Source organism: Kitasatospora sp. NPDC057595, from assembly GCF_042800875.1.
Classification (GTDB): Bacteria; Actinomycetota; Actinomycetes; order Streptomycetales; family Streptomycetaceae; genus Kitasatospora.
The window spans coordinates 1-26,968 of sequence record NZ_JBHVGL010000007.1 but is presented as its reverse complement, the minus strand read 5'-3'; the positions used below and the strand labels follow the sequence as shown (position 1 = coordinate 26,968).

Genomic DNA, 26,968 nt, shown 5'->3' with positions numbered 1-26,968 from the left:
GAAGCGTCAGAGGCCCGGAAACCCCCATGCGAAATTAGGACGATACCGTATCCGAATCGTTATCAACCCTCTCGGTGTCTCCACAAGCTGACGGACAGCCAGAATTCCGGGATCATTCCGCTAACCGGGACGGGATTGCGCGTGCGGGTCGCAACACCCTTCTCGATTCGCATATTTGTCGACAGTGATACCGCCCCGTCGGACATCTCGCCGGCCGCTAGGCGTCGACCCCGCCTTCCCCCTCCGCCACCGCGCCGGCGGCCGCCCCGGCCGGCCGCCGACCGCGCAGGGCGTCCACGATCCACCCGGGGACCGCCTCGCCGAACGCCGCCCCGCCCGCCCCGGACGCCTCCTCCGGCCCCGCCGCCCCGCCGGCCGACCCCCCGGCCACCCGGCCCGGGGAGCCGCCCGGAGAACCGCCCGCGGATCCGGTCGCGGATCCGTTCCGCGCACCCGGCGCCCAGCTGAACCGCGCGGTGCCGCGACTCAGATCGTGTCCGACCGATCGCGCGTCGATCTCGACCCGGCTCCGCTTCGCCTCCCCCTCCGCCCACTCACGCACCCTCAGCCTCCCGCTCACCACCACCGGGTCCCCCTTCACCAGCGAATCGAGCAGGTGACCCGCCAGAGCCCGCCAGGCCGTCACCGTCACCCACTGCGTCTCGCCGTCGACCCAGCCGTCCCGCGTCCGGTCGTAGCGCCGCTCGGTCGACGCGAGCCGGAAGTTGGCGACCGGCACCCCGCCGGGGGTCTGGGCGTACGTCACCTCGGTGGCGACATTCCCGATCACCGTCACCTGGGTCTCGTTCACAACACGCTCCGCTCTCTCGGATGCACCGTACGGAATCGACCGGTGCGCGTTGAGAGTGCGCTTCCCGGGAAATGCGCACCAGGGAGATCCGAAATCCTGTGGACAACTCGGGCCTGTGGAAAACCCATGTCGCCCGCAGGGGTGAATTTCAGCCTTTGTGCGACCATCACACCCATACCCTGCGGGGCCATGACAAGAATCTCCGGCCCGTCCCGCCGCCCCGGGACACCCCCAGGGGTGGCCCCGGGGACCGTCCGCGCACGTCATCCGACCGAACGAACCCGAATACGGCCCCCCACCCGCGTCGATGCCGGCCTCGGCCGCGGCGCTTTCTCCGTGCCGAATCCATAACGGGTGGGCAGACAGCCCCGTAACGAGTGCACAACGTCCGGCGCGGAACACCGCCAGACCGCTGCACTCACGGCCTTCACCTGCGATTATCGGACCGCTCCACCGAGGCCGACACACCAGCAACGGTGCCGCAACACCCGGCCGAGGAACGGGACACCCTTATCCTGTCCCCGACAGGGCAAGGACCCGCCAACTCCCACACCCCGCCCTCAAGGTACGGGGACGGACAGCGGGCGCCACGCGCCCACCGCCCGATCCCGGCAACGGTCGCGCCCGCCGGGGCGCCGCCCGTCCCGCCCCCATAGCTCAGCGGATAGAGCACCCGCCTTCTAAGCGGTAGGTCGCAGGTTCGAATCCTGCTGGGGGCACCACCCGACACCGCGCCGTCACGGCGCCGCGCACTGCGCGCACTTCGCGCACCGTGCGCATTTCCGCCCGGCACCGAGCGCGCATAACCCGTGACCATCCGTGTCATGCACTCTCCGAAAAGACCCGAGCGGGGAATTCCGGTACCGGAAACACCGGACCGGCACGCCCTACGCCGACGAACCGCCCGCGTCCCCGTCAACGTCCCCGCCCGCCGTCAGCCGCGCCAGGTAGGCGTCCACCAACTCCGTCTGCCGCCGCGCCGGGAACTCCGCCGGGGCGAACAGCGCCTGCACCACCAGTCCCAGGACGAAGGCCTGCGCCGCCGCCGCGACCTCGGCCGCCGGCGGGCCGGCCGGGAGCTCGCCGAGCCGCCGGGCGACCTCCACGCACTCAGCCAGCAGGCCGCGGGCCCGCGCGTACCGCGCGGCGTGCGCCCCGGCCAGCTCCGGATCGGCCAGCGCGACGTCCCAGGAGCCCACCCAGATCCGGTTGCCCGCCCGGCCCGGCTCGTCCAGCGGCAGCACGTCCAGCAGCGCCGCCCGCAGCCGCGTCAGCCCCTCGGGCGGCGGCGCCGCCCCGTCGGCCGGGGCCAGCCGCCGCGGCCGGGCCAGCGAGTGCCGGTCCAGCACCTCCAGCGCATGCGCGACCAGCGCCTTCTTGCTGGGGAAGTAGTGCGTCAACAGCCCGGTGGTGGCCCCCATCTCGGCGGCCACCGCACGCAGCGTGAGCCCCTCGAAACCCCGGGTGGACAGCACCCGCCAGACGGCCTCGGAGACTTCGGTCCGGCGGGCTTCGTGATCTCCACGGGCGGGTGTCATGGGGTTATCTTACGTACCAAACGTTTGTTACGGACGTCCGCGCCGCCGCCCGCACCACCACCACCGCCGCACCACCGACCCCGCCGCGAAAGGCCCGCCCATGTTCGCCGTCCCCCTCGCCGAGAACGCCGAGCTCCGCCCGCTGGAGCCCTGGCAGGCACCCGAGTACCTGGAGCACATCGAGCGCGGCCGGGCCCACATCGACGCCTGGATCGGCTGGGCCGCCCTGGCCACCGACCTCGACTCGGCCCGCGCCGTGCTGCAGCGCTACGCCGACCGGCAGGCCGCCGACGGCTCCCGCCTCTACGGCATCTGGCGGAACGGCACGCTGGTCGGCGGCGTGATGTTCGTGCAGTTCGACGCCAAGGGCGGCAACTGCGAGATCGGCGTCTGGACCGAGCCCGCCGGCCAGGGCCACGGCCTGGTCACCACCGCCGTCCGGCACCTGATCGACTACGCCTTCACCGTCCGCGGCATGCACCGGATCGAGTGGCACAACCGGCCGGAGAACGTCCGCAGCCGGTCGGTGGCCCAGCGCCTGGGCTTCACGCTGGAGGGCGTCATGCGGGAGAGCTACCTGCACGGCGGCGTGCACCACGACGGCGAGGTCTGGTCGCTGCTCACCCACGAGTGGAAGCCGCAGGGCGCCCCCGCCTCCTGACGGCACGGCGGCGGGGCCGGTGAACGACCCACCGGCCCCGCCGCTCCCCCGCTCCCCCGACCCGCGCTTCCCGGCCCCGTCTTCCCCCAGCCCCCGGCCCGTGCCCCGCTCAGGCGGCCAGCGCCTGCTCCCCGGACACCGGCTCCGCCGGCGCCGCCGGCTTCCGCAGCCGCAGCGTGAGCAGCACCGCCAGCGCCATCACCCCGGCCGCCGAGAGGAAGACGGCGTCCACCGCGCCCACGAACCCGGTCACCGCGTGCTCCCGAGCGGCGCCGCTCAGGGCGCCGACCGCCCCCAGCGGCATCCCCGGCTCGTACCGCTCGAACACCCGGGCCAGCACGGTGCCGAACAGCGCCGCCCCCAGCGCACCGCCCAGCGTCTGGAAGAACCGGATGCCGGTGGTCGCCACGCCCAACTGGTGCGGCGGCGCCGCGAGCTGGACGACGGTGATCAGGTGGCCGATCAGCTGGCCGAGCCCGACCCCCAGCAGCGCCAGCTCGGCCCCCACCAGCCAGAGCGACGTCCCCGGCCCGCTCAGCCCGAGCAGCAGCAGCGCCGCCGCGGTGCACCCGGAACCGGTGGCCAGCACCGTGCGGACCGACCAGCCGCGCGCCGTCAGCCGGCCGACCACCAGGCCGATCGCGGTCATCCCGACCGCCATCGGCAGCAGGAAGAGGCTGGCCGAGGTCGCGGCGATGCCCCGGGCGACCTGCAGGTAGAGCATCACGTACATGATCGCGCCGGTCGGGCCCATGCCGACCAGTCCCTGCACCACGAAGCCGATCCGGATTTCCGGGATCCGGAACAGCGAGAGCGGCAGCACCGGTTCGGCCGCCGTCGCCTGCCGCCACAGGAAGAGGCCGAGCGCCAGCAGGGTCGCCGCGGCCAGGCCGAGCAGCTGCGGGGACGTCCAGCCGTACGTCTTGCCGCCCCACTCGGTGACCAGCAGCAGGCCGGTGGCGAACGCGGCGGCCAGCGCCGCGCCGGGGAAGTCCAGCCCCCGGTGGCCGACCGAGGCGGGCAGCCGCAGCACCAGCGCCGCGCCGACCAGGACGAACAGGCCGATCGGCAGGTTGACGTAGAAGATCCAGCGCCAGCCGAGGTGGTCCGCGAGCAGCGCGCCGATCAGCGGACCGAGGGCCATGCCGCCGCCGGCGACGACGCCGCCCAGCGCGCCGCCCCCGCCGCCGCGACCGGGCTGAGCGACCAGCGGCCGGTGATCGACGTGGTCCGGCTGGTCCACCGCACCCCGGTGCTGGCGCTGCGGGCGTACGCCGGGTTCGACACCAAGGCCCGCGCCGAACTCGCCGCCGAACTGCTCGCCCAGGATCCGGAGCACGACCCGCTGGCCGCCAAGGCCGCCGCCTCCCAGCTGCTCGGCATCCAGCTGATGCTGACGGAGGAGAACCAGCGCCGGATGCTGGCCGGCGAGCGGGCGGCGGACGTCCTTCCCGAGGCCCTCGCCGACGCCCACCGGGCCTTCGCGCTGGTCGAGCGCGGACTCGGCGACTACGGCGCCACCCGGCCCTGACCGGCACCGCCGCGCTCTGCGAGAGTGTCCGCACCCACACCCTCCCGGAGGTGCCCATGGCCACCAGGCCGCTGCTGACCCGCGAGCGCGCCCCGCTGCCCACCGGGGCCGACGGCCTCAACGCCCACGTCGGCGAGGACGGCGTCGCGGTCCTGGAGTTCGACCGCCCGCACCGGCGCAACGCCGTCACCCTGGCGATCTGGCAGGCGCTGCCCGAGGTGCTCAAGCGGCTCGCCGGGGAACCGGGGGTACGCGCCCTGCTGGTCACCGGCGCCGGCGGCACCTTCAGCGCCGGCGCGGACATCGACGAACTCGCCGGCGTCTACGGCGATCCGGACCGCGCCGACGCCTACCACGCGGTCAACGTCGCCGCCGAGGAGGCGCTGGCGGCCTTCCCGCACCCGACCCTCGCCGTGGTGCACGGCGCCTGCGTCGGCGGCGGCTGCCAGCTGGCGCTCGCCTGCGACCTGCGGTTCGTCGCCGAGGACGCCCGGCTGGGCATCACCCCGGCCAAGCTGGGTGTGGTCTACCCGGCGGTGCCGACCCTGCGGCTGGCCCGGCTGGTCGGCCCGGCCCGCGCCAAGTACCTGCTGTTCTCCGGGGAGTTGCTGCCCGGACCGCGGGCCGCCGCGCTGGGCCTGGCCGAACGCGTCCTGCCGGCCGCCGAACTGGACGCGGCGGCACTGGAGTTCGCCCGGCTGCTGACCACCCGCTCGCCGCAGACCATCGGCGCCGTCAAGGCCGCCCTGGCCGTCCCGCCGGAGCAGGCCGCCGCCGCGCTCGCCCCCTGGGAGCGGCGCTCGCGCGAGACGCCGGACGTCCGCGAGGGCCTGGCCGCCTTCCTCGAACGCCGCCCGCCCCGGTTCTGAGCCCTCGTCCGCCCCGCGCCCGCATCCGTTCCGAGCCCTCACCGGTGCCGCCCGGCTGCGAGCCCTCACCGGTGCCGCCCGGCTGCGAGCCCTCACCGGGGGACGGCGGGCCCGGGGACAGGTCGATACGATCACCCGATCGAATACGACCGATTCACCGCCGTCCCCTTGGAGCACCACGCGATGACCGCCCCCACGCCCGCGACGTCCTGGGCCCGCCGGATCACCGACGGACTGGAACCGAAGAACGTCATCATCGCGATGCTGCTCCTGCTCGGCGGGGCCCGCTACGGCTGGACCGGCCTCGCCTGGGCCGCGTTCGCCGCCCTCTTCACCGCCGTGATCCCCACCCTGCTCATCCAGTACGGGATGCGCCGGGGCACCGTGGACGACCGGCACGTCGGCAACCGCAGCCGGCGCCTGACGCTCTTCCCGCTCATCATGGTCTCGGTCGCGATCGGCCTCACCGGGATGTTCCTCGCCCACGCGCCGCGCGACCTCACCGCGGTGGTGCTGGCGATGTTCGCCTCGCTGGTCCCGATCCTGGTGATCACCGCCTGGTGGAAGGTCTCGGTGCACACCGCCGTGGCGAGCGGTGCGGTGGTCTGCCTGGCCGTCGCGCTCGGAGCGTGGTGGCTGCTGCTGCTCCCGCTGGTCGCGGTGATCGGCTGGTCCCGGGTGGTGCTGCGGGACCACACCGTCGCGCAGACGGTCGTCGGCACGGCGGTGGGCGCCCTCTCGGCCGGGCTCACCTTCTGGGCCGCCCGGTAGCGGCGGCCCGATGACGGTCACCCGGTGGCGGCGGCCCGCCGGAGCGGCGGCGGTCAGCGGATCGGCAGCCCGGAGATCGCGCGGGCGATGACCAGCCGCTGGATCTCACTGGTGCCCTCGAAGATCGAGTAGATCGCGCTGTCCCGGTGCATCCGCTCGACCGGGTACTCCCGGGTGAAGCCGTTGCCGCCGAGGATCTGCATCGCCTGCGCGGTGACCCACTTCGCGGTCTCGCCCGCGTACAGCTTGGACATCGAGCCCTCGGCCGCGGTGAACGGCTGCTTGGTGGCGGCCATCCAGGAGGCCCGCCACACCAGCAGCCGGGCCGCGTCGATCCGGGTCCGCATGTCGGCCAGCTGGAAGGCCACGCCCTGGTTGTCGATGATCGGGCGGCCGAACTGGACCCTGGTCCTCGCGTAGTCGAGCGCCACCTCGTAGGCGGCCCGGGCGATGCCGATCGCCTGCGCGCCGACGGCCGGCCGGGAGGCCTCGAAGGTGGCCATCGCGGCGTTCCGCCCGCCCTTGTGGACGCCCTCGCGGGCCCGCGCAAGCCGCTCGTCCAGCTTCTCCCTGCCGCCGAGCAGGCAGTGCCCGGGCACCCGGACGGAGTCCAGCACCACCTCGGCGGTGTGCGAGGCCCGGATGCCGTGCTTCTTGAACTTCTGGCCCTGGCTGAGGCCGGGCGTGCCCGGCGGCACCACGAAGGAGGCCTGCCCGCGCGCGCCGAGCGCCGGGTCGACGGTGGCGACGACCACGTGCACGGCGGCGATCCCGCCGTTGGTGGCCCAGGTCTTGGTGCCGTTCAGCACCCACTCGTCGGTGGCCTCCTCGTACCGGGCCCGGGTGCGCAGCGCGGAGACGTCGGAGCCGGCGTCCGGCTCGGAGGAGCAGAACGCGGCCACCTTGACGTCGTCCGGGGTACCGAACATCTGCGGGGCCCAGGTGCCGATCTGCTCGTCGGTGCCGTTGGCGAGCACCGCGACGGCGGCGAGGGTGGTGCCGACGATCGACAGGCCGAGCCCGGCGTCGCCCCAGAACAGCTCCTCCATGGCGATCGGAATGCCCACGCCGGAGGGGTCGAAGTACTGCTGGGCGTAGAAGTCGAGCGAGTAGACGCCGATCTTGGCGGCCTCCTGGATGATCGGCCAGGGGGTCTCCTCCCGCTCGTCCCACTCGGCGGCGGCGGGCCGCAGCACATCGGCGGCGAAGCCGTGCAGCCAGTCGCGGACGGCGATCTGGTCCGGACCCGGGTCCAGCGAGAAGGTGCTCATGGGTGGGGGCCTCCGAGGAAGGGTGCGACCGACCGGGGTGTTACCGCCGGTAACATCGTCGGAGTCTGCTACTGCTTGGTAACCGGTGTCAACGCCCGTACGCACGAAACGAGGGAACCGCGCATGGATCCAGAGCCCCGCCGGGAACAACTGCTCAACGCCGCCGACCGGGTCATCCAGCGCGAGGGCCCGGGCGCCAGCATGAACGCCATCGCCGCCGAGGCCGGCATCACCAAGCCGATCCTCTACCGGCACTTCGGCGACCGGAACGGCCTGGTCCGGGCTCTGACCGAGCGTCACACCGGCGGGCTGCTGGCCGCCGTCCGGGCCGCGCTCGCCGAGCCGCTGGAACGCCGCGACCGGGTCGAGCACGTGCTGGACACCTATCTCGCCGGGATCGAGGCCCGCCCGCAGGTCTACCGGCTGCTCACCCACCCCGAGCCGGGCGACCCCAGCGGCGCGGGCAACGCGCTCGCCCCGGCGCTCCAGCAGATCGCCGAGGAGATCACCCGGGCCGTCGCCGCCCAGATCGACCTCGGCGCCGACCGCGAACTGCTCGCCGAGGCCTGGGGCCGGGCCATCACCGGCATGGTGCTGGCGGCCGGCGACTGGTGGCTGGAGTCCCGGCCCTGTTCGCGCACCCGGATGGTCCAGGCCCTCGCCGACCTGCTCTGGGGCCGGCTGGCCGCCGCCGCCGACCTGCCGAGCGCCGTCCTGCCCGCCGGCCCGGCGCCGGAGCCGACCGACTGAGCCGACCGACTGAGCGCACCGGCCGAGGGCACCGGCCGAGGGCCGCCGGGCGGGCTTCTCGAACGGCCGCCCGGCACCGCGCTCTTGTGGCGGCCGTGCCCGCCCCGGCATCATCGGGCCCCACCCTCGCCCGCCCCGGAGGTCCCGATGCGCCCCCGCCGCACCGCCGCCACCCTCCTGCTCGCCGCCGCCCTCACCCTCCCGGCCGTCCCGGCCCGGGCCCAATCCCCCTCCCCCGAACCGGCGTTCCCCACCGGGACGGCCACCGCCCCGGACGGCCGCACCGACCTCACCGACGCCGCCGGCCGCCGGCTCCGGCTGCGCGGCTTCAACCTCGACAAGTACGCCGAGGCCACCGAAGGGGACGTCCGGTCCATCGCGGCCCAGGGCTTCACGCTGATCCGCCTGCCCGTCTCCTGGACCAGGCTGGAGCCCGTCCGCGGCCACCTCGACCCCGCCGAACTGCGAAGGCTGCAAGCGCTGCTCGGCTGGGCGGACCGCTACGGCGTGCTCGTCCTGGTCGACTTCCACCAGGACGTCTACGGCCCGCGGTTCGTCGGCGGCACCAACGGCGTCCCGCCCTGGGCCACCCGCGACGACGGCCTGCCCTTCGAGGCGGACCCCGACGACTGGTTCGCCGGCTACTTCCAGCCCGCCGTCCAGGCCGCCTTCCGGCACCTCTACGACGACCCCGACCTGCGCGCCTGGCAGGCCGACTTCTACACCCGGCTGGCCCGCGAACTGCGCGGCCACCGCTCGCTACTGGGCTACGACCTGTTCAACGAGCCGTTCGGCCCGGTGGACGGCGACCCGGCCGACCCGCAGGTGCTGGCGCGCTCCGCCGCCGAACTGGAGCAGGGCCGGCTCGCCGCCATGTACCGCCGGCTGATCGCCGCCGTCCGCCGAGTGGACGCCCGTGCCTGGCTGTTCGTCGAACCGACGGTCCTGGTCGGCCAGGGCGTCCCGACCCGGCTGCCCGGCTTCGCCGACCCGCGCCCGGGCGCGCCCCGGCTCGGCTACGCGCCGCACTTCTACGACACCGCCGTCGAGTCCGGTGCCGACTGGGACCCGTCCGGCGGCTTCGTCGAGCGCTACACCGCCGCCGTCACCGCCTACCCGGCCGCGCACCGGCTGCCGGTCCTGGTCGGCGAGTGGGGCCCGCCCGACTCCCGCACCCCCGGCAACACCCTGCTGGTGCGCCGTCAGGTCGACGCGATGGACGGCTTCGCGGCCGGCTGGACGATGTGGTACTGGTGCCGGGGCAACGGCGGCTACTGCGTGCTCGACCCTGCCGGGCGGCCCGCCCCGGGCGACGGACCGGCCTTCGGCCCGTACCCCGTCGCGGTCGCCGGCACCGCCGTCCGCACCGGCGCGGACGGCACCCGGCACACCGTCCGCTGGCAGGCCGACGGCACCGGCCGGTCCACCGAACTCGCCCTGCCCGCCGCCGGCTTCCCCGCCGGGGCACGGGTGACCGTCACCCCGGACGGCGCGCTCACCGAGGTCGAGCAGCCCGGCGGCGAGCACGCCGGCCGGGTCCGGGTCCGGCTGCCGCACGCCCGCCCGGGCACCCCGGTCACCGTCACCGTCGAGCCGCGCTGAGGCGTGGGCGCGGCCCGGCGGCACCGACCGTGCCGCCGGGCCGGGCCGCTCGCCCGCCGCCGGGCCGTACCCGCCCGGGATCGTTCCGGCCGCCCGGGCTCAGACCAGCCCGCGCCGGGCCAGCAGCGGCCCGGTCTCCGGGTCGCGTCCGACCACCGCGCGGAAGGAGTCCAGCGCGTCCCGGCTGTCGCCGCGCGCCAGCAGCTCGCGCCGGAACACCTCGCCGCTCTCCCGCACGCTCCGGCCGTCGCCCTTGAACCACTCCACGGTGTCCGCGTCCAGCACCTCCGACCAGATGTACGCGTAGTAGCCCGCGCTGTACCCGCCCGCGAAGATGTGCCCGAAGTAGGTGGTCCGGTAGCGCGGCGGGATCGCCGCCACCGCGAGCCCGGCCCCGGCCAGCGCCGCCGCCTCGAACTCCCGGGCGTCCGCGATCTCCTGGCCCTCCGGCAGGGTGTGCCAGGCCCAGTCCAGCAGGGCCGCCGCCAGGTACTCGACGGTCCGGAAGCCCTGCCCGAAGGACTCCGCCGCGGCCATCCGCTCGACCAGCCCGGCCGGCAGCGGCTCGCCCGTCTCGTGGTGCCGGGCGTAGTTGGCCAGCACCTCCGGCCACACCATCCACATCTCGTTGACCTGCGAGGGGAACTCCACGAAGTCCCGCGGCACCGCCGTGCCTGCCACGTACGGGTGGCGGACGTCCGAGAACAGCCCGTGCAGCGCGTGCCCGAACTCGTGGAACAGCGTGCGGACCTCGTCCCAGGAGAGCAACACCGGCTCGCCGGGCGCCGGCTTGGCGATGTTCAGGTTGTTGTAGACCACCGGCCGCTGCCCCAGCAGACCGGACTGGCTGACCAGTTCGTCCATCCAGGCACCGCCGCGCTTGGACGCCCGGGCGTGGAAGTCGCCCAGGAACAGGCCCAGCGCCGAGCCGTCCGCGTCGAACACCTCGAAGACCCGGGTGTCCGGGTGGTAGCCGACCAGGTCCGGCCGCTCGGTGAAGGTCACCCCGTAGGCCAGGTTGGCGGCGAAGAACACGCCGTCCCGCAGCACCCGCTCCAGCTCGAAGTAGGGGCGCAGCGCCCCCGCGTCCACCCGGTACGAGGTCTGCCGGACCTGCTCCGAGTAGTACGCCCAGTCGTGCGCGGCGATCTCCTCGACGCCGTCGGCGGCGGCGACCTTGGCCAGCTCCTCGGCCTCGCGACGGGCGTTGGCCACCGCCGGCGGCACCAGCCGGGCGAGCAGCGCGTCCACCGCCTCGACGGTGCCGGCCGTCTCGTCGGCCACCACGTAGGCGGCGTGGGTGTCGTGGCCCAGCAGCCGGGCCCGCTCGGCGCGCAGCGCGGCCATCCGGATCGCCAGCGGGCCGTTGGTGTCGACGGCGCGGTCCAGCGAGGCGGCGAGCAGCCGCTCGCGCACCGAGCGGTCGGTCAGCGAGGCGAGTTCGGTCTGGTTGGAGAAGTTCTTCAGGCTCAGCACGTACTTGCCCGGGTGCCCGAGCGCCCGGCCGTTCTCGGCGGCGGCCGCGACCTCGTCGGCCGAGAGGCCGGCCAGCTGCTCGGCGGAGTCCAGCACCAGCGCCCTGGCCTGCGAGTCGGCGGACACGTTCTGCCGGAACTCCGAGGAGGCGGCGGCCAGTTCGGTGTTGATCGCGCGAAGCCGGGCCTGCTGCTCGGCGCCCAGCCGGGCACCGGCCCGGACGAACGCGGTGTGGCGGCGCTCCAGCAGCCGCAGCGTCTGCGGGTCGAGGTCCGCCTCGGCGCGGCCGGCGTGCAGCTCCTCGATCCGGCCGAACAGCGCGGCGTCCAGGTGGATCGCGTCCCGGTGGGCGGCCAGCCGGGGGCTGATCCCGGCGTCGATCCGGTCGACCTCGGGGGTGGTGTCGGCGGCGGAGTGGTTCTCGAAGACCACCTTGACCCGGTGCAGCAGCCTCCCCGAGCGCTCCAGCGCGAGCAGAGTGTTCTCGACCGTCGGCGGCTGCGGGTCGGCGGTGATCGCGGCGATCTCGGCGAGCTGCTCGGCCATCCCGCGCTCGAAGGCGGGCAGGTAGTGCTCCGGCCGGATCTCGGCGAACGGCGGCAGTTCGTAGGCCAGGGTACTGGGCCTGAAGAACGGGTTCTCGGTCATTTCGCCGACCTTACGCGCTGTCATCGGCGCTGCCCACACCCTTTCCGGCACCGTCCGGCGCACCTGCGGCGGCACGCGCCGGGGGCGTCCCGGGGCCCGCTCCGGACGGCGCGGCTCCGGTTGTCGTACCCTCCCGCTACCGTCGACACCGGCCGACCGTACGCCTCGGACGGCCCGGCCGGGCCACGGTCCGCGCCGGAGTCCGCGCCGGAGTCCGCGCGCAAGCCCGTCCACAGTCCGCACCGAGCCCGAACAGCGCCCGCACGGGAGGAGGAGCCCAAATGGCACCCCGGATCGCCCTCGCCCCCGATCCGCACGGCCCCGGCGGCCGGCTCCGGCCGCTCGACGACGCCGGCGCCCCGCTCGGCCCGCCCGAACCCGTGGCCGACCTCGCCGCCGCCGTCGCCGCCCGGGAGGCCGCCGAGCATCCCCGGTGGGTGTGGGCCGCCGCCGACTCCGGGTACGCGCCGCTGCTCCCCCGGCTGCCCGACCGGCTCGCCCGCTGCCACGACCTCCGGCTGGTCGAGGCGCTGCTGCTCGCCCACGAGGGCCGGTTCGGCGCCCCGCGCTCGCTCGGCGCAGGCTGGGCCCGGCTGCGCGGGCTGCCGGTCCCGGCCGACCTGCCCGAGCCCGGCTCCGCCGAGGCCGGCGACGGCCAGGACACCCTGTTCGCCCCCGACCGGCTCCAGCTGCCGCCCGGCACCGACCCGCTGGCCGCCGTGGTCGCCGTGCACGCCGAACAGCAGCGCCGGCTCGCCGCGATCACCGACCCGGCCGCCCGCGCGCGGTTCCGGCTGCTGGCCGCCGCCGAGTCGGCGGGCGCGCTGGCCGCCGCCGAGATGGCCCACGACGGCCTGCCCTGGAGCGTCGACGTCCACGACCGGCTGCTCACCGAACTGCTCGGCCCGCGCCCCACCGTCCCCGGAACCCAGCCCCGGCTGCTCGCCGAGCTCGCCGTCGAGCTCCAGCGGGCGCTCGGCGGGCGCCCGTTCAACCCCGACTCGCACAGCCAGGTGCTGCGCGCCTTCGCCGACGCCGGCATCCCGCTCGGCTCCACCCGCTCCTGGGAGCTGAAGACGATCGACCACCCGGCGGCCCGGCTGCTGGTCCGCTACAAGGAGCTGTCCCGGATCCACGTCGCACACGGCTGGGCCTGGCAGGACGCCTGGGCCCGCGGCGGCCGGTTCCGCCCCGAGTACGTGGTCGGCGGCGTGGTCTCCGGCCGCTGGGCCAGCCGGGGCGGCGGCGCGCTGCAGATCCCGCGCATCCTGCGCCGCGCCGTGGTCGCCGACCCGGGCTGGCTGCTGGTGGTCGCCGACGCCGCCCAGCTGGAGCCGCGGGTGCTCGCTGCGCTCTCCGGGGACGCCGGGCTGGCCCGTACCGCCGCCGGCGGCGACCTTTACGAGGCACTGGCCGCCACCGCCTTCCAGGGCGACCGCGACAAGGCCAAGCTCGGCCTGCTCGGCGCCATGTACGGCCAGACCAGCGGCGACATCGGCCCGCTGCTGACCACCCTGCGCAGCCGCTACCCGGCCGCGATGGGCTACGTCGAGGCGGCCGCCCGCACCGGCGAGGACGGCGGCGTGGTCGCCTCCCGGCTGGGCCGCCCGTGCCCGCCCGCCTCGGCCGACTTCCTCGACCTCACCGAGGCACCCGGGACGGCGGGTGACGCCGGCGGCCGGTCCGCCCGCGCCCGCGGCCGGTTCACCCGCAACTTCGTCGTCCAGGCCAGCGCCGCCGACTGGGCGCTCGCCCTGCTGGCCGCGCTGCGCCGCGGGCTCGCCGAGCTCCCGGTGGCCACCGCGGCCGACCGCCCGCACCTGGTGTTCTTCCAGCACGACGAGGTGATGGTGCACACCCCGGCCAACCTGGCCGACGAGGTGGCGGCGGTGGTCGACGCCGCGGCGGACGAGGCCCGCCGGCTGGTCTTCGGCGACACCCCGGTGCGGTTCCCGCTCAGCACCGCCGTGGTGGAGTGCTACGCCGACGCCAAGTGAACCGTCACAGCTTGCGGAAGCCGCGCGCCTCCTCGGCCGCCGCCACCACCTCGGCCAGCGGGGCCCCGGTCGAGGCGGTCACCGCCGCGGCCACCGCGCCCTCCACGAACGGCGCGTCGACCAGCACCACGCCGGGGCGCGGCTCGTCCTCCAGCACGGTCACCGCCGTCAGCACCGAACTCCCGAGGTCCGGCAGCACGGCGACCCCCGCGCCGCCGTCCGCCTCGACCACGGCCCGCGCGATCAGCTCGTAGCTGGTCCCGAGCCCGCCCTCCTCGGTCCCGGCGGCCACCACCACCCGCACCTCGTCCGAGGCGAGCTCGGACAGCAGCTCCTTCAACCCGCCGGCCAGCGCCGCGCTGTGCGAGACCAGAACGATGCCCACGTGTCCACTCATACCGCCGACCCTAGGGGGTGTGCTCCAGCCGGGTGAGTCACTCCGGCGTGTCGGTTTCCGTGCCCCGGCCCCCCGTCTGGCGTAGCGTCGGGGCAGCACCGTCTGCCGAGGGGAGCGCGTACGCCGTGAAGAAGCTCATCAACGACGCGGAGACCGTCCTGGAGGACGCGCTGGCCGGGGTGGCCGCCGCCCATCCGGAGCTGGCGGTGGACCTCACCAACCGGGTGATCACCCGGGCCGTGCGGCCGGCCGCGCCCAAGGTGGCGCTGGTCTCCGGCGGCGGGTCCGGGCACGAGCCGCTGCACGGCGGCTTCGTGGGGCCCGGCATGCTGGACGCGGCCTGCCCCGGCGAGGTGTTCACCTCCCCCGTCCCGGACCAGATGCTGGCCGCGGCCAAGGCCGTGGACTCCGGCGCCGGCGTGGTGTTCGTCGTCAAGAACTACACCGGCGACGTCATGAACTTCGAACTCGCCGCGGAGCTGGCCGCCGAGGAGGGCGTCGAGGTCCGCACGGTGCTGGTCAACGACGACGTCGCCGTGGAGGACTCCACCTGGACGGCCGGACGGCGCGGCACCGGGGCGACGGTGCTGGTGGAGAAGATCGCGGGCGCGCTGGCCGAGCGCGGCGCGCCGCTGGACGAGGTGGCCGCCCTCGGCCGGCGGGTCAACGCGGCCTCCCGCTCCTTCGCCATCGCGCTGAGCGCGGCGACCGTGCCGGCGGCGGGCAAGCCCGGCTTCGAGCTGGCCGAGGACGAGATCGAGGTCGGCGTCGGCATCCACGGCGAGCCCGGCCGGCGCCGGGAGCGGCTGCGCCCGGCCCGCGAGCTGGTCGCCGAGGTGGTGGAGACGGTCCTCGCCGACCACGACCTGACCGCCGGCGACGAGGTGATCGCCCTGGTCAACGGCCTGGGCGCGACACCGCTGATGGAGCTGTACATCGTCTTCGGCGAGGTCGCCGCCCGACTGGCCGAGCAGGGCATCACGGTGGCCCGCAGCCTGGTCGGCAACTATGTGACCAGCCTGGACATGGCCGGCTTCTCGCTCACCCTCGCCAAGGCCGACGGCCCACTGCTGGAACTGTGGGACGCCCCCGTGGACACCCCCGCCCTCAAGCGCGCCTAGGCCGGACAGGAGCACCGACATGGACGTCGACACCCGCCTCGCCGAGGCCTGGGTCCGCGCGCTGGCCGCCGCCGTCGAGCGGGAGCACGGGCGGCTCACCGAGCTGGACTCCGCGATCGGCGACGGCGACCACGGCAGCAACCTGCGGCGCGGCTTCACCGCCGTGCTGGCCGCCCTGGACGCGCCGGACGCCCCGGCCCCCGCCGGGCCCGGCGCACTGCTGACCAGGACCGGCACCACGCTGATCTCCAAGGTCGGCGGCGCCTCCGGCCCGCTCTACGGCAAGGCGTTCCGGGCGATCGGCGCCGCGCTGCCGCAGCCCGGCGAGGCACCCGCCGACGCGGCCGGGCTCGGCGAGGCGCTGGCGGCCGGTCTGCGGGCGGTGCGGGAGCTCGGCAAGGCCGAACCCGGCGACAAGACCATCGTGGACGCCTGGACGCCCGCCCTGGACACCTACCGCGCGGCGGTCGCCGCCGGCGCCGACCTCCCGGAGGCCACCGCGGCCGCGGCCGAGGGCGCCGAGCGGGGCGCCCTGGCGACCGTGCCGCTGCAGGCCCGCAAGGGCCGCGCCTCCTACCTGGGCCCGCGCAGCACCGGGCACCAGGACCCGGGCGCCACCTCCACCGCCCTGCTCTTCCGCGCCCTCGCCGAGGCTGCTGGTCGCCCGCTCGCCTGACGGCGACGGGGCTCGGGGCGTGGGGCTTCCGGGAGACCGACGCGTGTCTCAGGCCGTGTCCGTACGCGTGATCAGCAGCAGCAGCGCGTCGTCCCGCAGTTCGCCGCCGGTGTGCGCCAGCAGGTCGGCGTAGACCCGCCCGACCGCCGCCTCCAGCTCCGCCGCGGAGCGGGCCGCGCCCCGCACCAGCGGGCCGACCCGCTCGGCGAGCGGATAGAACACGCCGCTGTGCCGGTGCTTGGCCTCGATCACGCCGTCCGTGCAGAGCACGAGCACGTCGTCGGTCCCGAACGGCTGGTCCCAGGTGCTCGGTTCGCCGTGGGCCAGCCGGCCCAGGCCGAGCGGCACCCAGGGGTCGGGCGCGTCCAGGACGTGCACCCGGCCGTCCGGGTCCACCCGGATCGGCGGCACGTGCCCGTACTGGAGCAGCTGCACCACGCCGGGCCGGCGGAACTCGGCGAACAGCGCGGTGGTGAACTCGCCGTCCGGCACGTGCCGCTCGACGCTGGCCTCGATCCGGGCGGCCACCCCGCGCAGCCCGGCCTCGTCGTACGCGGCCTCCCGGAAGGCGCCGAGCACCACGGCGGCGGTCTGCACCGCGCCGAGCCCCTTGCCGCGCACGTCGCCGACCGCGACCCGGGTGCCGTGCGGCGTCTCCAGGACGGAGTAGAGGTCCCCGCCGATCCTGGAGGCGTCGGCGGCGGAGACGTACCGCACCGCGAGGTGCAGCGGCCCGACGACCGGGCCGGGCAGCCGCAGCAGCGCGCGCTGCGCGGCCTCCGCGACGGAGCTGACCGCGGCGTAGGCGGCGGCCCGGCGCATCCGGATCCTGGCGACCCAGGCGGAGAACACCGAGAGCAGCAGGTAGCTGACCATCGCGCCCCACAGGAAGCGGACGTCGTTGATGTTGTCGACCTGGTCGTAGTGGCTGAGGCCGAAGACGGTGAGCAGGCCGACCGAGCAGACGCCGAGCAGTTCGAGCGGTCTCAGGGTGAGCGCCGCGATGCTGGGGACGACGGTCATCAGCGGCGCGAGGTAGCGGTCCTGGCCGGAGTACAGGTCGGCGATCCCGACCAGCACGATCGCGATCAGCGCGGGAGTGGCCCGGCGCCAGAACGGGAGGTCGAGCAGGTCGACGGCGAGCAGCGCGCTGCGCCGCCTGGCCGGTGGCTGCCCGACGCCGGTCGGGACGGACGGCGACTGGGCACGGCGGATCGGTGACACATATCGAACATAACGGACGAGCGGTACGCCCACCGCCGCACCCCCGGCCCCTTCGTGCCCCAGGGACCCTCCCGGCCCCTCCCGGCGCCCGAATCCGCCCATGTCACGGCGCGGTTTCGAGCGCGGCGTGTCCGGGCGCCTACGCTCTGCTCTCGGAGCGCGCACCGGCCGAGGCCCGGGCGACACCCGAGCGCCAACCGGAATGCGATCCACACCACACCATCCGTACCCCTACGGAATACCCCTTAGGGGTATGGTGTGGTTATCAGCCGGGCCCGGGCGTACGCTCGCGGCCGTACCGACCTTGCGGAGGCCACGATGTCCAGCACCATCACCTACACCGTCACCGGCATGAGCTGCGGACACTGCGAGAGTTCGGTCAGCAAGGAGCTCTCCGCCCTCGACGGCGTCACCGAGGTCTCCGCCGACGCCAAGGCCGGCACCGTCACCGTCTTCGCCGCGGCCCCGCTGGACGACGAGCAGGTGCGCGCCGCCGTCGACGAGGCCGGCTACGAGCTGGTCGGCCGCGCCGCCTGAGAGCCCCCGCCGCGCGGCGGGGGCCCGGCGAACCCCGCCCCCGCCGTGCCCTCCCCTAGGAGCTGATCAGCACATGAGCACCTCCACCTCGGGCTCCACCTCCCCGGACGCGGCGACCGCCATAGCCGGCCAGGAGGACCCCACCGCGGTCCGCGAGCGCGTCGAACTCCAGATCGGCGGCATGACCTGCGCCGCCTGCGCCGCCCGGATCGAGAAGAAGCTCAACCGGATGGCCGGCGTCGAGGCGACCGTCAACTACGCCACCGAGAAGGCCAGGGTCGAGTTCACGCCGGACGTCACCGTGGCCGACCTCATCGCCACCGTGGAGAACACCGGCTACACCGCCGAACTCCCCCCGCCGCCGGTACCCGTCGCCCCGGCCGAGGCCCCCGCCGGCGCCGCCCACCCGCAGCCGGCCGACCCGCTGCTCGACCGACTGCTCGTCAGCGCCGTGCTCAGCCTCCCGGTGGTCCTCTGGTCGATGGTCCCCGCCCTCCAGTTCACCAACTGGCAGTGGCTGGCCTTCGCCCTCACCGGCCCCGTCGTGGTCTACGGCGGCCTGCCGTTCCACCGCGCCGCCTGGACCAACCTCAAGCACGGCGCCGCGACCATGGACACCCTGGTCTCGCTCGGCACCCTGGCCGCCTTCGGCTGGTCCTTCTGGGCCCTGTTCTGGGGCGAGGCCGGCATGCCCGGCATGCGGCACGAGTTCTCGTTCTCGGTCGGCGACACCGACGCCTCGTCCATGCTCTACCTGGAGACGGCCTCCGCCGTCACCGTGCTGATCCTGCTGGGCCGCTACCTGGAGGCCCGCTCCAAGCGCCGCGCCGGGGCCGCTCTGCACGCCCTGCTGGACCTCGGCGCCAAGGACGTCGCCGTGCTGCAGGGCGGCCGCGAGGTGCGGCTGCCCGTCGGGCACCTCACCGTCGGGACGCGGTTCGTGGTCCGCCCCGGGGAGAAGATCGCCACCGACGGCGTGGTCGTCGAGGGCGCCTCGGCCGTCGACGCCTCGATGCTGACCGGCGAGTCGGTCCCGGTGGAGGTCGCCGTCGGCGACACCGTCACCGGCGCCACCGTCAACGCCGGCGGCCGGCTGGTGGTCGAGGCGACCCTGGTGGGCGCCGACACCCGGCTCGCCCGGATGGCCGCGCTCGTCGAGGAGGCGCAGAGCGGCAAGGCCGCCGCCCAGCGGCTCGCCGACCGGATCTCCGCCGTCTTCGTGCCCGTGGTGATCCTCATCGCGATCGGCACCCTGATCGTCTGGCTGCTGACCGCCGACAGCGCCACCGAGGCGTTCACCGCCGCCGTCGCGGTGCTGATCATCGCCTGCCCGTGCGCCCTCGGCCTGGCCACCCCGACCGCCCTGATGGTCGGCACCGGCCGCGGCGCCCAGCTCGGCATCCTGATCAAGGGCCCCGAGGTGCTGGAGAACACCCGCCGGGTCGACACCGTCGTCCTGGACAAGACCGGCACCGTCACCACCGGCCGGATGACCCTGCTCGCCGTACGGACCGCCGAGGGCGTCACCGAGGAGCAGGCACTGCGCCTGGCCGGCGCCCTGGAGCACGCCTCCGAGCACCCGATCGCCGCCGCCGTCGCCGGCGCGGCCGCCGAGAAGCTCGGCACCCTGCCCGCCGTCGAGGGCTTCGAGAACGTCCCCGGCCTGGGCGTGCGGGGCGACGTCGAGGGCCACCGGGTGCTCGCCGGCCGGGAGTCCCTGCTCGCCGAGCACGGCCTGCCGCTGCCCGCCGCGCTCGCCGGGGCCAAGCGCGCCGCCGAGGCCGCCGGACGGACCACCGTCGCGGTCGGCTGGGACGGTGCGGCCCGGGCCGTCCTGGAGGTCGCCGACGCGGTCAAGCCCACCAGCGCCGAGGCCATCGCCGAACTGCGCGCCCTCGGCCTGCGGCCGGTGCTGCTCACCGGTGACAACCGGCTGGTCGCCGAGGCGGTCGCCGCCGAGGTCGGCATCCCGGCCGAGGACGTGTACGCCGAGGTGCTGCCCGCGGACAAGGTGGCCACCGTCGAGATCCTCCAGACCGAGGGCAGGATCGTCGCGATGGTCGGCGACGGCGTCAACGACGCCGCCGCGCTCGCCCAGGCCGACCTCGGCCTCGCCATGGGCACCGGCACCGACGCCGCCATCGAGGCGGGTGACCTCACCCTGGTCCGCGGCGACCTGCGCTCGGCCGCCGACGCCATCCGGCTCTCCCGCAGGACCCTCGGCACCATCAAGGGCAATCTCTTCTGGGCCTTCGGCTACAACGTGGCGGCGATCCCGCTGGCCGCCGCCGGCCTGCTCAACCCGATGATCGCCGGTGCCACGATGGCCTTCTCCTCGGTCTTCGTGCTCACCAACAGCCTGCGGCTGCGCCGCTTCCGGGCCGCCTGACCCGGGGCGCCCCGGCACCTGGTGCACCCTCCGGACCCGCAGGGCCCGTACCGCGCGTGCGGTACGGGCCCTGCGGGCGTCCGCCCCGGCTCAGCGGCCGAGCAGCTCGCCGCCGTTGCAGTGCAGGATCTCGCCGGTGATGAACCCGGCCTCCGGCGAGGCCAGGAAGTGCACCGCCGCCGCCACCTCGCCGGTCTCCCCGATCCGCCCGAGCAGCGTCCGGGCGGACCGCCGGGAGACCTCCGCCTCGTCCAGCCGCGGCCCGAAGAACTCGGTGCCCGCCACCGTCCCGGGCGCCACGATGTTGGCGGTGATGCCCGAGGTGCCGAGCTGGGCGGCGAGGAAGTGGTTCCAGGCGTGCAGCGAGGCCTTCGCCGCCCCGAACGAGCCGGCCCCGCGCAGGGCGGCGATCGAGCTGATGGTGACCACCCGGCCGGAGCCGGGGGTGAGCCGGTCGCGGATCGACTCGGTGAGCAGGACCACGGTCAGCACGTTGCGCTCGAAGTCCCCGCGCCAGCGGGCCAGCAGGGCGTGCGGCCCGGCGCCGATCACGGTCTCCCGGCTGCCCGCGTTGTTCACCAGCACGTCGATCCGCTCCGGCAGGTCGGCCAGCGCGGCCTCCACGGCGTCCGGGTCGGCGAGGTCACAGACCAGCGGGGTCACGTTCGGTCCGAGCGCCGCGGCGGCGTCCTCCAGCACCACCCGCCGTCGGCCGACGATCACGACCTGTTCGCCCGCCTCGGCGAACCGTCGTGCCACCTCGTACCCGATCCCCGTGCCACCGCCGGTGACAACCACGTTCCTGGTCATCTGCGCACTCCCTCCCCAGCTCCGCCGCCACGCTGCAAGGTGCGCGACGGTCCGTACCGGAATGCCACGATTCCTATCACGCTCGGTTGCCGTGACTGCGGGGAGGGTGACGTCGCCGCCGGTGGAAGGTGTGGTATGGGGGCGGCACGGCACGCACACGGAGCGTGGCGAGAGGCAGCTCACACCCCCCCGGCGTAACTTCTCACACGCTGATACGTCTTAGGTTGGTAGTGCGGCAGTTTTTCGGTGGGCGGAGACGTGGCGAACGGCACAGCGTCGACGCATGACCACCGCTGCCGCCGACGGGGCTCCGGCGGGCCCCGGGTCGGTCGCCGACAGTTGGCGGCCTTCGCGCACGACGCCGGGGTGTGGCGGGACCGGGAACGCTTTGAGCGGCCGTTCCCGGTCCACCGCCGCCCCCGGAGTCGTGCGCCGGACGTTGAGGTGGAGAAGCGCGAGGGCCCGGCCGCAGGAGTGCGGCCGGGCCCTCGTGGCACGGTGTCAGGGCGTGCGCATGGCGTCAGTGCGGGTGCACGGCGTCAGCGGGCGTCGATCTCGACGTAGTCGCGGATCGCGGTGCCGGTGTAGATCTGGCGCGGACGGCCGATCCGGCTGGTCGGGTCCTTGATCATCTCGTGCCAGTGGGCGATCCAGCCCGGCAGCCGGCCGAGGGCGAACAGCACGGTGAACATGCTGGTCGGGAAGCCCATCGCCCGGTAGATCAGACCGGTGTAGAAGTCCACGTTCGGGTAGAGCTTGCGCGAGACGAAGAAGTCGTCCTTGAGCGCGTGCTCCTCCAGCTTGAGCGCGATGTCGAGCAGCTCGTCGGACTTGCCGAGCTGGCCCAGCACCTCGTGGGCGAGCAGCTTCACCTGGGCGGCACGCGGGTCGAACGCCTTGTAGACCCGGTGGCCGAAGCCCATCAGCTTGACGCCGGCTTCCTTGTTCTTCACCTTCGTGATGAAGGCGTCGACGTCGCCGCCGTCCTTCTGGATGCTCTCCAGCATCTCCAGCACGGCCTGGTTGGCGCCGCCGTGCAGCGGGCCCCACAGCGCCGAGATGCCCGCCGAGATCGACGCGAACAGGTTGGCGTGGCTGGAGCCGACCAGGCGCACGGTGGAGGTCGAGCAGTTCTGCTCGTGGTCCGCGTGCAGGATCAGCAGCTTGTCCAGGGCGTTGACGATGACCGGGTTGAGCTCGTAGTCCTCGGCCGGGACCGCGAAGGTCATCCGCAGGAAGTTCTCGACGTAGCTCAGGTCGTTGCGCGGGTAGACGAAGGGCTGGCCCATCGCCTTCTTGTACGCGTACGCCGCGATGGTCGGGAGCTTCGCCAGCAGGCGGACCGTCGACAGGTGGCGCTGGGCCGCGTCGAACGGGTTGTGGCTCTCCGGGTAGAACGTCGACAGCGCGCCGACCACCGAGGACAGCATCGCCATCGGGTGCGCGTCCCGGGGGAAGCCCTGGAAGAAGCGCTTGACGTCCTCGTGCAGCAGGGTGTGCTGGGTGATCTCGCGGTTGAACTGCGCGAGCTGCTCGGAGTCCGGGAGCTCGCCGTTGATCAGCAGGTACGCGGTCTCGATGAAGTCACCCTTGGCGGCGAGCTGCTCGATCGGGTAACCGCGGTACCGCAGGATGCCGTTGTCACCGTCCACGAAAGTGATCGCGGACTTGTAGGCGGCGGTGTTGCCGAAGCCGTTGTCCAGGGTGACCAGGCCGGTCTGCGGGAGCAGCTTCGAGATGTCGAAGCCGGCGTTGCCCGCAGTGCTCTCGACGACGGGGTATTCGTACTCGCCGTCCTGGTACCGCAGTACTACCGAGTTGTCGCTCACGTCTTCCTCACCGACGAAATGAATCCTCTTCCAAGGTGCCCTGACTGTCTCTACCATCCCCCATCCGGCGGACAGCCGCGCACCCGGGGTGACCCGAAAGGGCCCGCCCCTACAAAACCTGCCGCCGCCGCCGGTACGAACCGGACAAGATCGGCACCCCACCAGGCTCTGCCGTAAATCTCTTCACGTCAAGAGAACAATAGAGGCAACCATCCCTTGGAGAATCATCCAGACGCAAGCCGGTGGTCCAGCGCCGCATGCCTCCGACCTGCGCTGACGCTGCGAACCGCCTGCCCGATCGCTTTCCGTGACCCGACCAGCACGACCAGTTTTCGGGCCCTGGTCACCGCTGTGTAGAGCAGATTTCGCTGGAGCATCGTCCACGCGGACATGGTGACCGGAATCACCACCACGGGGTACTCGCTCCCCTGCGACCGGTGGATCGTGACCGCGTAGGCGTGCGCCAACTCGTCCAGCTCGTCGAAGTCGTAGGGCACCTCCTCGTCCTCGTCCGTCAGCACCGTCAGGCGCTGGTCGTCCGCGCTGAGGGACGTGACCACTCCCACTGTGCCGTTGAAGACCCCGTTCCGCCCCTTGTCGTAGTTGTTGCGGACCTGCGTGACCTTGTCCCCCACCCGGAACGTCCGCCCGCCGAACCGCCGCTCCGCCAGCCCCTCCCGGGCCGGCGTCACCGCCGCCTGCAGCAGCGTGTTGAGGTTCCCCGCCCCGGCCGGGCCCCGGTGCATCGGCGCCAGGACCTGCACGTCCCGCCGGGCGTCGTAGCCGAACTTCTGCGGGATCCGGCGCGCCACCACGTCCACCGTCAGCCCCGCCGCCCGCTCCGCGTCGTCCTCGGCGAACAGGAAGAAGTCGGGCAGGCCCTCGGTCAGCGGCGGCAGGCCCTCGTTGATCCGGTGCGCGTTGGTCACCACGCCCGACTGCTGGGCCTGCCGGAAGATCCGGGTCAGCCGCACCGACGGGATCGGCCCGCCCTCGGCCAGCAGGTCCCGCAGCACCTCGCCCGCCCCCACCGAGGGCAGCTGGTCCACGTCCCCCACGAACAGCAGGTGCGCCCCCGGCGCGACCGCCTTGACCAGCTTGTTCGCCAGGATCAGGTCCAGCATCGACGCCTCGTCGACCACCACCAGGTCCGCGTCCAGCGGCCGGTCCCGGTCGTACGCGGCGTCCCCGCCCGGCCGCAGCTCCAGCAGCCGGTGCACCGTCGAGGCCTCCACCCCGGTCAGCTCCGACAGCCGCTTCGCCGCCCGCCCGGTCGGCGCCGCCAGCACCACCTTGGCCCGCTTCGCCAGCGCCAGCGTCACGATCGACTTCACGGTGAACGACTTGCCGCACCCCGGCCCGCCGGTCAGCACCGCGACCCTCTCGGTCAGCGCCAGCCGCACCGACTGCTCCTGCTCCGGCGCCAGTTCCGCCCCCGTCCGCCGCGCCAGCCAGGCCAGCGCCGCCGGCCAGTCCACGTCCGCGAACCACGGCATCCGGTCGGTGTCCGCCCGCAGCAGCCGCAGCAACTGGTTCGCCAGCGAGATCTCCGCCCGGTGGAACGGCACCAGGTACACCGCCGTGATCGGCCGGCCGTCGTCCCCCGGCACCTGCTCGCGCACCACCCCCTCCACGGCCACCAGCTCCGCCAGGCAGTCGATCACCAGCCCCACGTCCACCTGGAGCAGCTTCACGCCGTCCGCGATCAGCCGCTCCTCGGGCAGGTAGCAGTGCCCCTGGTCGCTGCTCTGCGACAGCGCGTACTGCAGCCCCGCCTTCACCCGCTCCGGACTGTCGTGCGGGATGCCGACGGCCTGCGCGATCCGGTCCGCGGTGAGGAAGCCGATGCCCCAGACGTCCGACGCCAGCCGGTACGGCTCGTTCTTCACCACCCCGATCGAGCCGTCCCCGTACTGTTTGTAGATCCGTACAGCCAGCGACGTCGAGACCCCGACCCCCTGCAGGAAGACCATCACCTCCTTGATGGCCTTCTGCTCCTCCCACGCGGCCGCGATCTTCTTGGTCCGCTTGGGACCGAGCCCCGGCACCTCGATCAGCCGGCCCGGCTCGTTCTCGATCACCTCCAGGGTGTCCACCCCGAACCGCTCCACGATCCGTTCCGCGAACCGCGGCCCGATCCCCTTGATCAGCCCCGACCCCAGGTACCGCTGGATGCCCTGCACCGTCGCCGGCAGCACCGTGGTGTAGTTCTCCACCACGAACTGCTTCCCGTACTGCGGATGCGACCCCCACCGGCCGTGCAGCCGCAGCGACTCGCCCGGCTGCGCCCCGAGCAGCGCGCCCACCACCGTCAGCAGGTCGTTGCCGCCCCGCCCGGTGTCCACCCGGGCCACCGTGTAGCCGGTCTCCTCGTTGGCGTAGGTGATCCGTTCCAGCACACCCTCGACCTGGGCGAGCTGGCGCGGCGGCGCGGCCGCCTGCGCGGTGCCGCCGGTGGCGGTCCGTGCCCCTGTCTGCCTGGCCACCGGGCCCCCTTCACCGCGCGGGACGACTTCCGCTACGCACCGTACCGTCCGGGTGCGACACCGGGGGCCCGAGTGCCACGCTGGAAGGACGAGGGAGGGGCCAGGCACGTCGTCGAAGGGCAGCACACCATGCTCACCACCGCCTTCCGTCCCGGCTCACCCAACTGGCTCGACCTCACCAGCCCCGACACCGAGGCCTCGGTCGGCTTCTACACCTCGGTGTTCGACTGGACCTACGCCTCGGCCGGTCCCGAGGCCGGCGGCTACGGGTTCTTCCAGCAGGACGGCCGGACCGTCGCCGCGCTCGGACCGTTCACCGACACCCACGCCGCCCCCGCCTGGACCGTCTACTTCTGCACCCTGGACGCCGACCGCACGACGGCCCTGGTCCGCGAGGCCGGCGGCCGGGTCCGCTTCGCCCCGTTCAACGTGTTCACCAGCGGCCGGATGGCCGGCTACACCGACCCCACCGGCGCCGACTTCGCGATCTGGCAGCCGCAGGACGTGCACGGCCTGGACACCGTCACCGAGCCCGGCAGCCTCTGCTGGACGGAGTGCTACAGCGTCGACGCCGAGGCGTCCAAGGCCTTCTACCGCGCGGTCTTCGCCTGGCAGGAACAGGACGTCCCGGTCGGCGGCGAACTCCAGTACACCGTCCTCACCCCGCCCGGCGGCGGCACGGAGGACGCCCACGGCGGCATCATGCAGCTCGGCCCCGAGCAGACCGCCGCCGGCACCTCCTCGCACTGGCTCCCCTACTTCGAGGTGCCCGACGTCGACGCGCGCCTCGCCACCGCGGAGCGCCTCGGGGCCACCGTCCGGATCCCCGCCATGGACGTCCACGGCGTCGGCCGCCTCGGCCAGCTCGTCGACCCGCAGGGAGCCGTTTTCGCGGTCATCACCAGCCCGCCGACCGGCACATGACGCCCGATCACGCCCAAGGGGCCTCCAGGGCCTTCTAGGGTGTGCCCATGAACGATCTGATCATCCGCCGGGCGACCGAGGACGACCTCCCGGCCATCGTCGCCATGCTCGCCGACGATCCGCTCGGCGCGACCCGCGAAAGCCCCGACGACCTGACCCCCTACCGCACCGCTCTCACGCGCATCGACGCCGACCCGCACCAGCACCTCGTGGTCGCGGAACGCGCCGGCCGGACGATCGGCACCCTCCAACTGACCGTCGTCCCGGGCCTCGCCCGCAAGGGTTCGACCCGCACCGTCATCGAAGCCGTCCGCATCCACGCCGACGAACGCGGCACCGGCCTCGGCACCGACCTGATCCGGTGGGCGATCGACCGCTCCCGCGCGCTGGACGCCGACCTGGTCCAGCTCACCTCCGACGCCACCCGCACCGACGCGCACCGCTTCTACGAGCGCCTCGGCTTCGTTCCCTCGCACATCGGATTCAAGCTCGCCCTCTGACCCGGAAATGCGAAAAGCCCCTGCCGGTATCCCCGGCAGGGGCTTCTCAGAAGAATTGTTCGGCGGCGTCCTACTCTCCCACAGGGTCCCCCCTGCAGTACCATCGGCGCTGTGAGGCTTAGCTTCCGGGTTCGGAATGTAACCGGGCGT

General features: G+C 74.0%; 23 protein-coding genes, 1 tRNA gene and 1 rRNA gene. 14 read left to right on the top strand and 11 right to left on the bottom strand.

The features are described 5' to 3' along the window. Positions 1-217: 217 nt before the first annotated feature. Positions 218-811, bottom strand: a complete 594-nt coding sequence (locus ACFU9E_RS13190; protein WP_380688748.1) for a single-stranded DNA-binding protein — start codon at positions 809-811, stop codon at positions 218-220. Positions 812-1,457: 646 nt separating this feature from the next. Here ACFU9E_RS13190 and ACFU9E_RS13185 point away from each other — a divergent pair. Beyond that, positions 1,458-1,533 (top strand) — tRNA-Arg (locus ACFU9E_RS13185). A gap of 165 nt (positions 1,534-1,698) precedes the next feature. Here ACFU9E_RS13185 and ACFU9E_RS13180 read toward each other — a convergent pair. After that, on the bottom strand, positions 1,699-2,349 hold the full coding sequence (locus tag ACFU9E_RS13180; protein ID WP_380688746.1) for a TetR/AcrR family transcriptional regulator: 651 nt from the start codon (positions 2,347-2,349) through the stop codon (positions 1,699-1,701). Between the two features lie 100 nt (positions 2,350-2,449). On the opposite strand from ACFU9E_RS13180, the gene ACFU9E_RS13175 reads away from it, so the two are divergent. Further along, positions 2,450-3,010 (top strand): GNAT family N-acetyltransferase, encoded by a 561-nt coding sequence (locus ACFU9E_RS13175; protein WP_380715001.1) that lies wholly within the window; start codon positions 2,450-2,452, stop codon positions 3,008-3,010. 109 nt (positions 3,011-3,119) lie between these two features. Here the strand turns inward: ACFU9E_RS13175 and ACFU9E_RS13170 are convergent, their stop codons facing one another. Then, complete coding sequence (locus ACFU9E_RS13170) at positions 3,120-4,154, bottom strand: MFS transporter (RefSeq protein ID WP_380687366.1); 1,035 nt, start codon at positions 4,152-4,154, stop codon at positions 3,120-3,122. Here ACFU9E_RS13170 and ACFU9E_RS13165 point away from each other — a divergent pair. The 3 genes from ACFU9E_RS13165 to ACFU9E_RS13155 all read left to right on the top strand — a co-directional run bounded on the left by ACFU9E_RS13165 (position 4,113) and on the right by ACFU9E_RS13155 (position 6,181). Next, entirely contained in the window at positions 4,113-4,541 is a 429-nt protein-coding gene (locus tag ACFU9E_RS13165; RefSeq protein ID WP_380687363.1) for a hypothetical protein, read from the top strand. The genes ACFU9E_RS13170 and ACFU9E_RS13165 overlap by 42 nt on opposite strands. Before the next feature lie 56 nt (positions 4,542-4,597). Beyond that, entirely contained in the window at positions 4,598-5,410 is an 813-nt protein-coding gene (locus tag ACFU9E_RS13160; protein ID WP_380687361.1) for an enoyl-CoA hydratase/isomerase family protein, read from the top strand. A 183-nt stretch (positions 5,411-5,593) separates the two neighbouring features. Then, positions 5,594-6,181: a hypothetical protein gene (locus tag ACFU9E_RS13155; protein WP_380687359.1), complete on the top strand. Its 588-nt coding sequence runs from the start codon at positions 5,594-5,596 to the stop codon at positions 6,179-6,181. A 53-nt stretch (positions 6,182-6,234) separates the two neighbouring features. Here ACFU9E_RS13155 and ACFU9E_RS13150 read toward each other — a convergent pair whose 3' ends face one another. Next, positions 6,235-7,452, bottom strand: a complete 1,218-nt coding sequence (locus ACFU9E_RS13150; protein ID WP_380687357.1) for an acyl-CoA dehydrogenase family protein — start codon at positions 7,450-7,452, stop codon at positions 6,235-6,237. 123 nt (positions 7,453-7,575) lie between these two features. On the opposite strand from ACFU9E_RS13150, the gene ACFU9E_RS13145 reads away from it, so the two are divergent. Both ACFU9E_RS13145 and ACFU9E_RS13140 read left to right on the top strand, forming a co-directional pair. Next, the gene (locus tag ACFU9E_RS13145; protein ID WP_355368581.1) at positions 7,576-8,202 is read left to right on the top strand and encodes a TetR/AcrR family transcriptional regulator; all 627 of its coding nucleotides are present in this window, start codon (positions 7,576-7,578) and stop codon (positions 8,200-8,202) included. Positions 8,203-8,349: 147 nt separating this feature from the next. Beyond that, a complete protein-coding gene (locus ACFU9E_RS13140; protein ID WP_380687355.1) occupies positions 8,350-9,804 on the top strand; it encodes a cellulase family glycosylhydrolase in 1,455 nt (484 codons plus the stop codon). Positions 9,805-9,903: 99 nt separating this feature from the next. On the opposite strand, the gene ACFU9E_RS13135 is transcribed toward ACFU9E_RS13140, so the two are convergent. After that, a complete protein-coding gene (locus ACFU9E_RS13135; protein WP_380685858.1) occupies positions 9,904-11,928 on the bottom strand; it encodes a M3 family metallopeptidase in 2,025 nt (674 codons plus the stop codon). Between the two features lie 281 nt (positions 11,929-12,209). On the opposite strand from ACFU9E_RS13135, the gene ACFU9E_RS13130 reads away from it, so the two are divergent. Beyond that, positions 12,210-13,925 (top strand): bifunctional 3'-5' exonuclease/DNA polymerase, encoded by a 1,716-nt coding sequence (locus ACFU9E_RS13130; protein WP_380685857.1) that lies wholly within the window; start codon positions 12,210-12,212, stop codon positions 13,923-13,925. A gap of 4 nt (positions 13,926-13,929) precedes the next feature. Here ACFU9E_RS13130 and dhaM read toward each other — a convergent pair whose 3' ends face one another. After that, the gene (gene dhaM / locus ACFU9E_RS13125) at positions 13,930-14,322 is read right to left on the bottom strand and encodes a dihydroxyacetone kinase phosphoryl donor subunit DhaM (RefSeq protein WP_380685856.1); all 393 of its coding nucleotides are present in this window, start codon (positions 14,320-14,322) and stop codon (positions 13,930-13,932) included. 125 nt (positions 14,323-14,447) lie between these two features. Here dhaM and dhaK point away from each other — a divergent pair, with 125 nt between their 5' ends. Together dhaK and dhaL are read left to right on the top strand one after the other, a co-directional pair. Next, positions 14,448-15,443, top strand: a complete 996-nt coding sequence (gene dhaK / locus ACFU9E_RS13120; protein WP_380685854.1) for a dihydroxyacetone kinase subunit DhaK — start codon at positions 14,448-14,450, stop codon at positions 15,441-15,443. A 19-nt stretch (positions 15,444-15,462) separates the two neighbouring features. Next, a complete protein-coding gene (dhaL, locus tag ACFU9E_RS13115; protein ID WP_380685852.1) occupies positions 15,463-16,119 on the top strand; it encodes a dihydroxyacetone kinase subunit DhaL in 657 nt (218 codons plus the stop codon). Positions 16,120-16,167: 48 nt separating this feature from the next. Here the strand turns inward: dhaL and ACFU9E_RS13110 are convergent, their stop codons facing one another. Further along, the gene (locus ACFU9E_RS13110) at positions 16,168-17,343 is read right to left on the bottom strand and encodes a PP2C family protein-serine/threonine phosphatase (RefSeq protein ID WP_380685850.1); all 1,176 of its coding nucleotides are present in this window, start codon (positions 17,341-17,343) and stop codon (positions 16,168-16,170) included. A gap of 318 nt (positions 17,344-17,661) precedes the next feature. Between ACFU9E_RS13110 and ACFU9E_RS13105 the strand changes: the two genes are divergently transcribed. Further along, the gene (locus ACFU9E_RS13105) at positions 17,662-17,880 is read left to right on the top strand and encodes a heavy-metal-associated domain-containing protein (RefSeq protein ID WP_380685848.1); all 219 of its coding nucleotides are present in this window, start codon (positions 17,662-17,664) and stop codon (positions 17,878-17,880) included. 73 nt (positions 17,881-17,953) lie between these two features. Next, entirely contained in the window at positions 17,954-20,269 is a 2,316-nt protein-coding gene (locus ACFU9E_RS13100) for a heavy metal translocating P-type ATPase (RefSeq protein ID WP_380714999.1), read from the top strand. A gap of 90 nt (positions 20,270-20,359) precedes the next feature. Here ACFU9E_RS13100 and ACFU9E_RS13095 read toward each other — a convergent pair whose 3' ends face one another. The 3 genes from ACFU9E_RS13095 to ACFU9E_RS13085 form a co-directional block, all read right to left on the bottom strand. Further along, on the bottom strand, positions 20,360-21,079 hold the full coding sequence (locus tag ACFU9E_RS13095; RefSeq protein WP_380690376.1) for an SDR family NAD(P)-dependent oxidoreductase: 720 nt from the start codon (positions 21,077-21,079) through the stop codon (positions 20,360-20,362). Positions 21,080-21,618: 539 nt separating this feature from the next. After that, entirely contained in the window at positions 21,619-22,908 is a 1,290-nt protein-coding gene (locus ACFU9E_RS13090; RefSeq protein WP_380688356.1) for a citrate synthase, read from the bottom strand. A gap of 224 nt (positions 22,909-23,132) precedes the next feature. Beyond that, on the bottom strand, positions 23,133-25,307 hold the full coding sequence (locus ACFU9E_RS13085; RefSeq protein WP_380688358.1) for an ATP-dependent RecD-like DNA helicase: 2,175 nt from the start codon (positions 25,305-25,307) through the stop codon (positions 23,133-23,135). Positions 25,308-25,523: 216 nt separating this feature from the next. Here ACFU9E_RS13085 and ACFU9E_RS13080 point away from each other — a divergent pair, with 216 nt between their 5' ends. Further along, complete coding sequence (locus tag ACFU9E_RS13080; RefSeq protein WP_380688354.1) at positions 25,524-26,318, top strand: VOC family protein; 795 nt, start codon at positions 25,524-25,526, stop codon at positions 26,316-26,318. A 47-nt stretch (positions 26,319-26,365) separates the two neighbouring features. Continuing rightward, positions 26,366-26,818, top strand: a complete 453-nt coding sequence (locus tag ACFU9E_RS13075) for a GNAT family N-acetyltransferase (RefSeq protein WP_380688352.1) — start codon at positions 26,366-26,368, stop codon at positions 26,816-26,818. Between the two features lie 57 nt (positions 26,819-26,875). Here the strand turns inward: ACFU9E_RS13075 and rrf are convergent. After that, positions 26,876-26,968, bottom strand: a 5S ribosomal RNA gene (gene rrf / locus ACFU9E_RS13070); the annotation flags it as partial.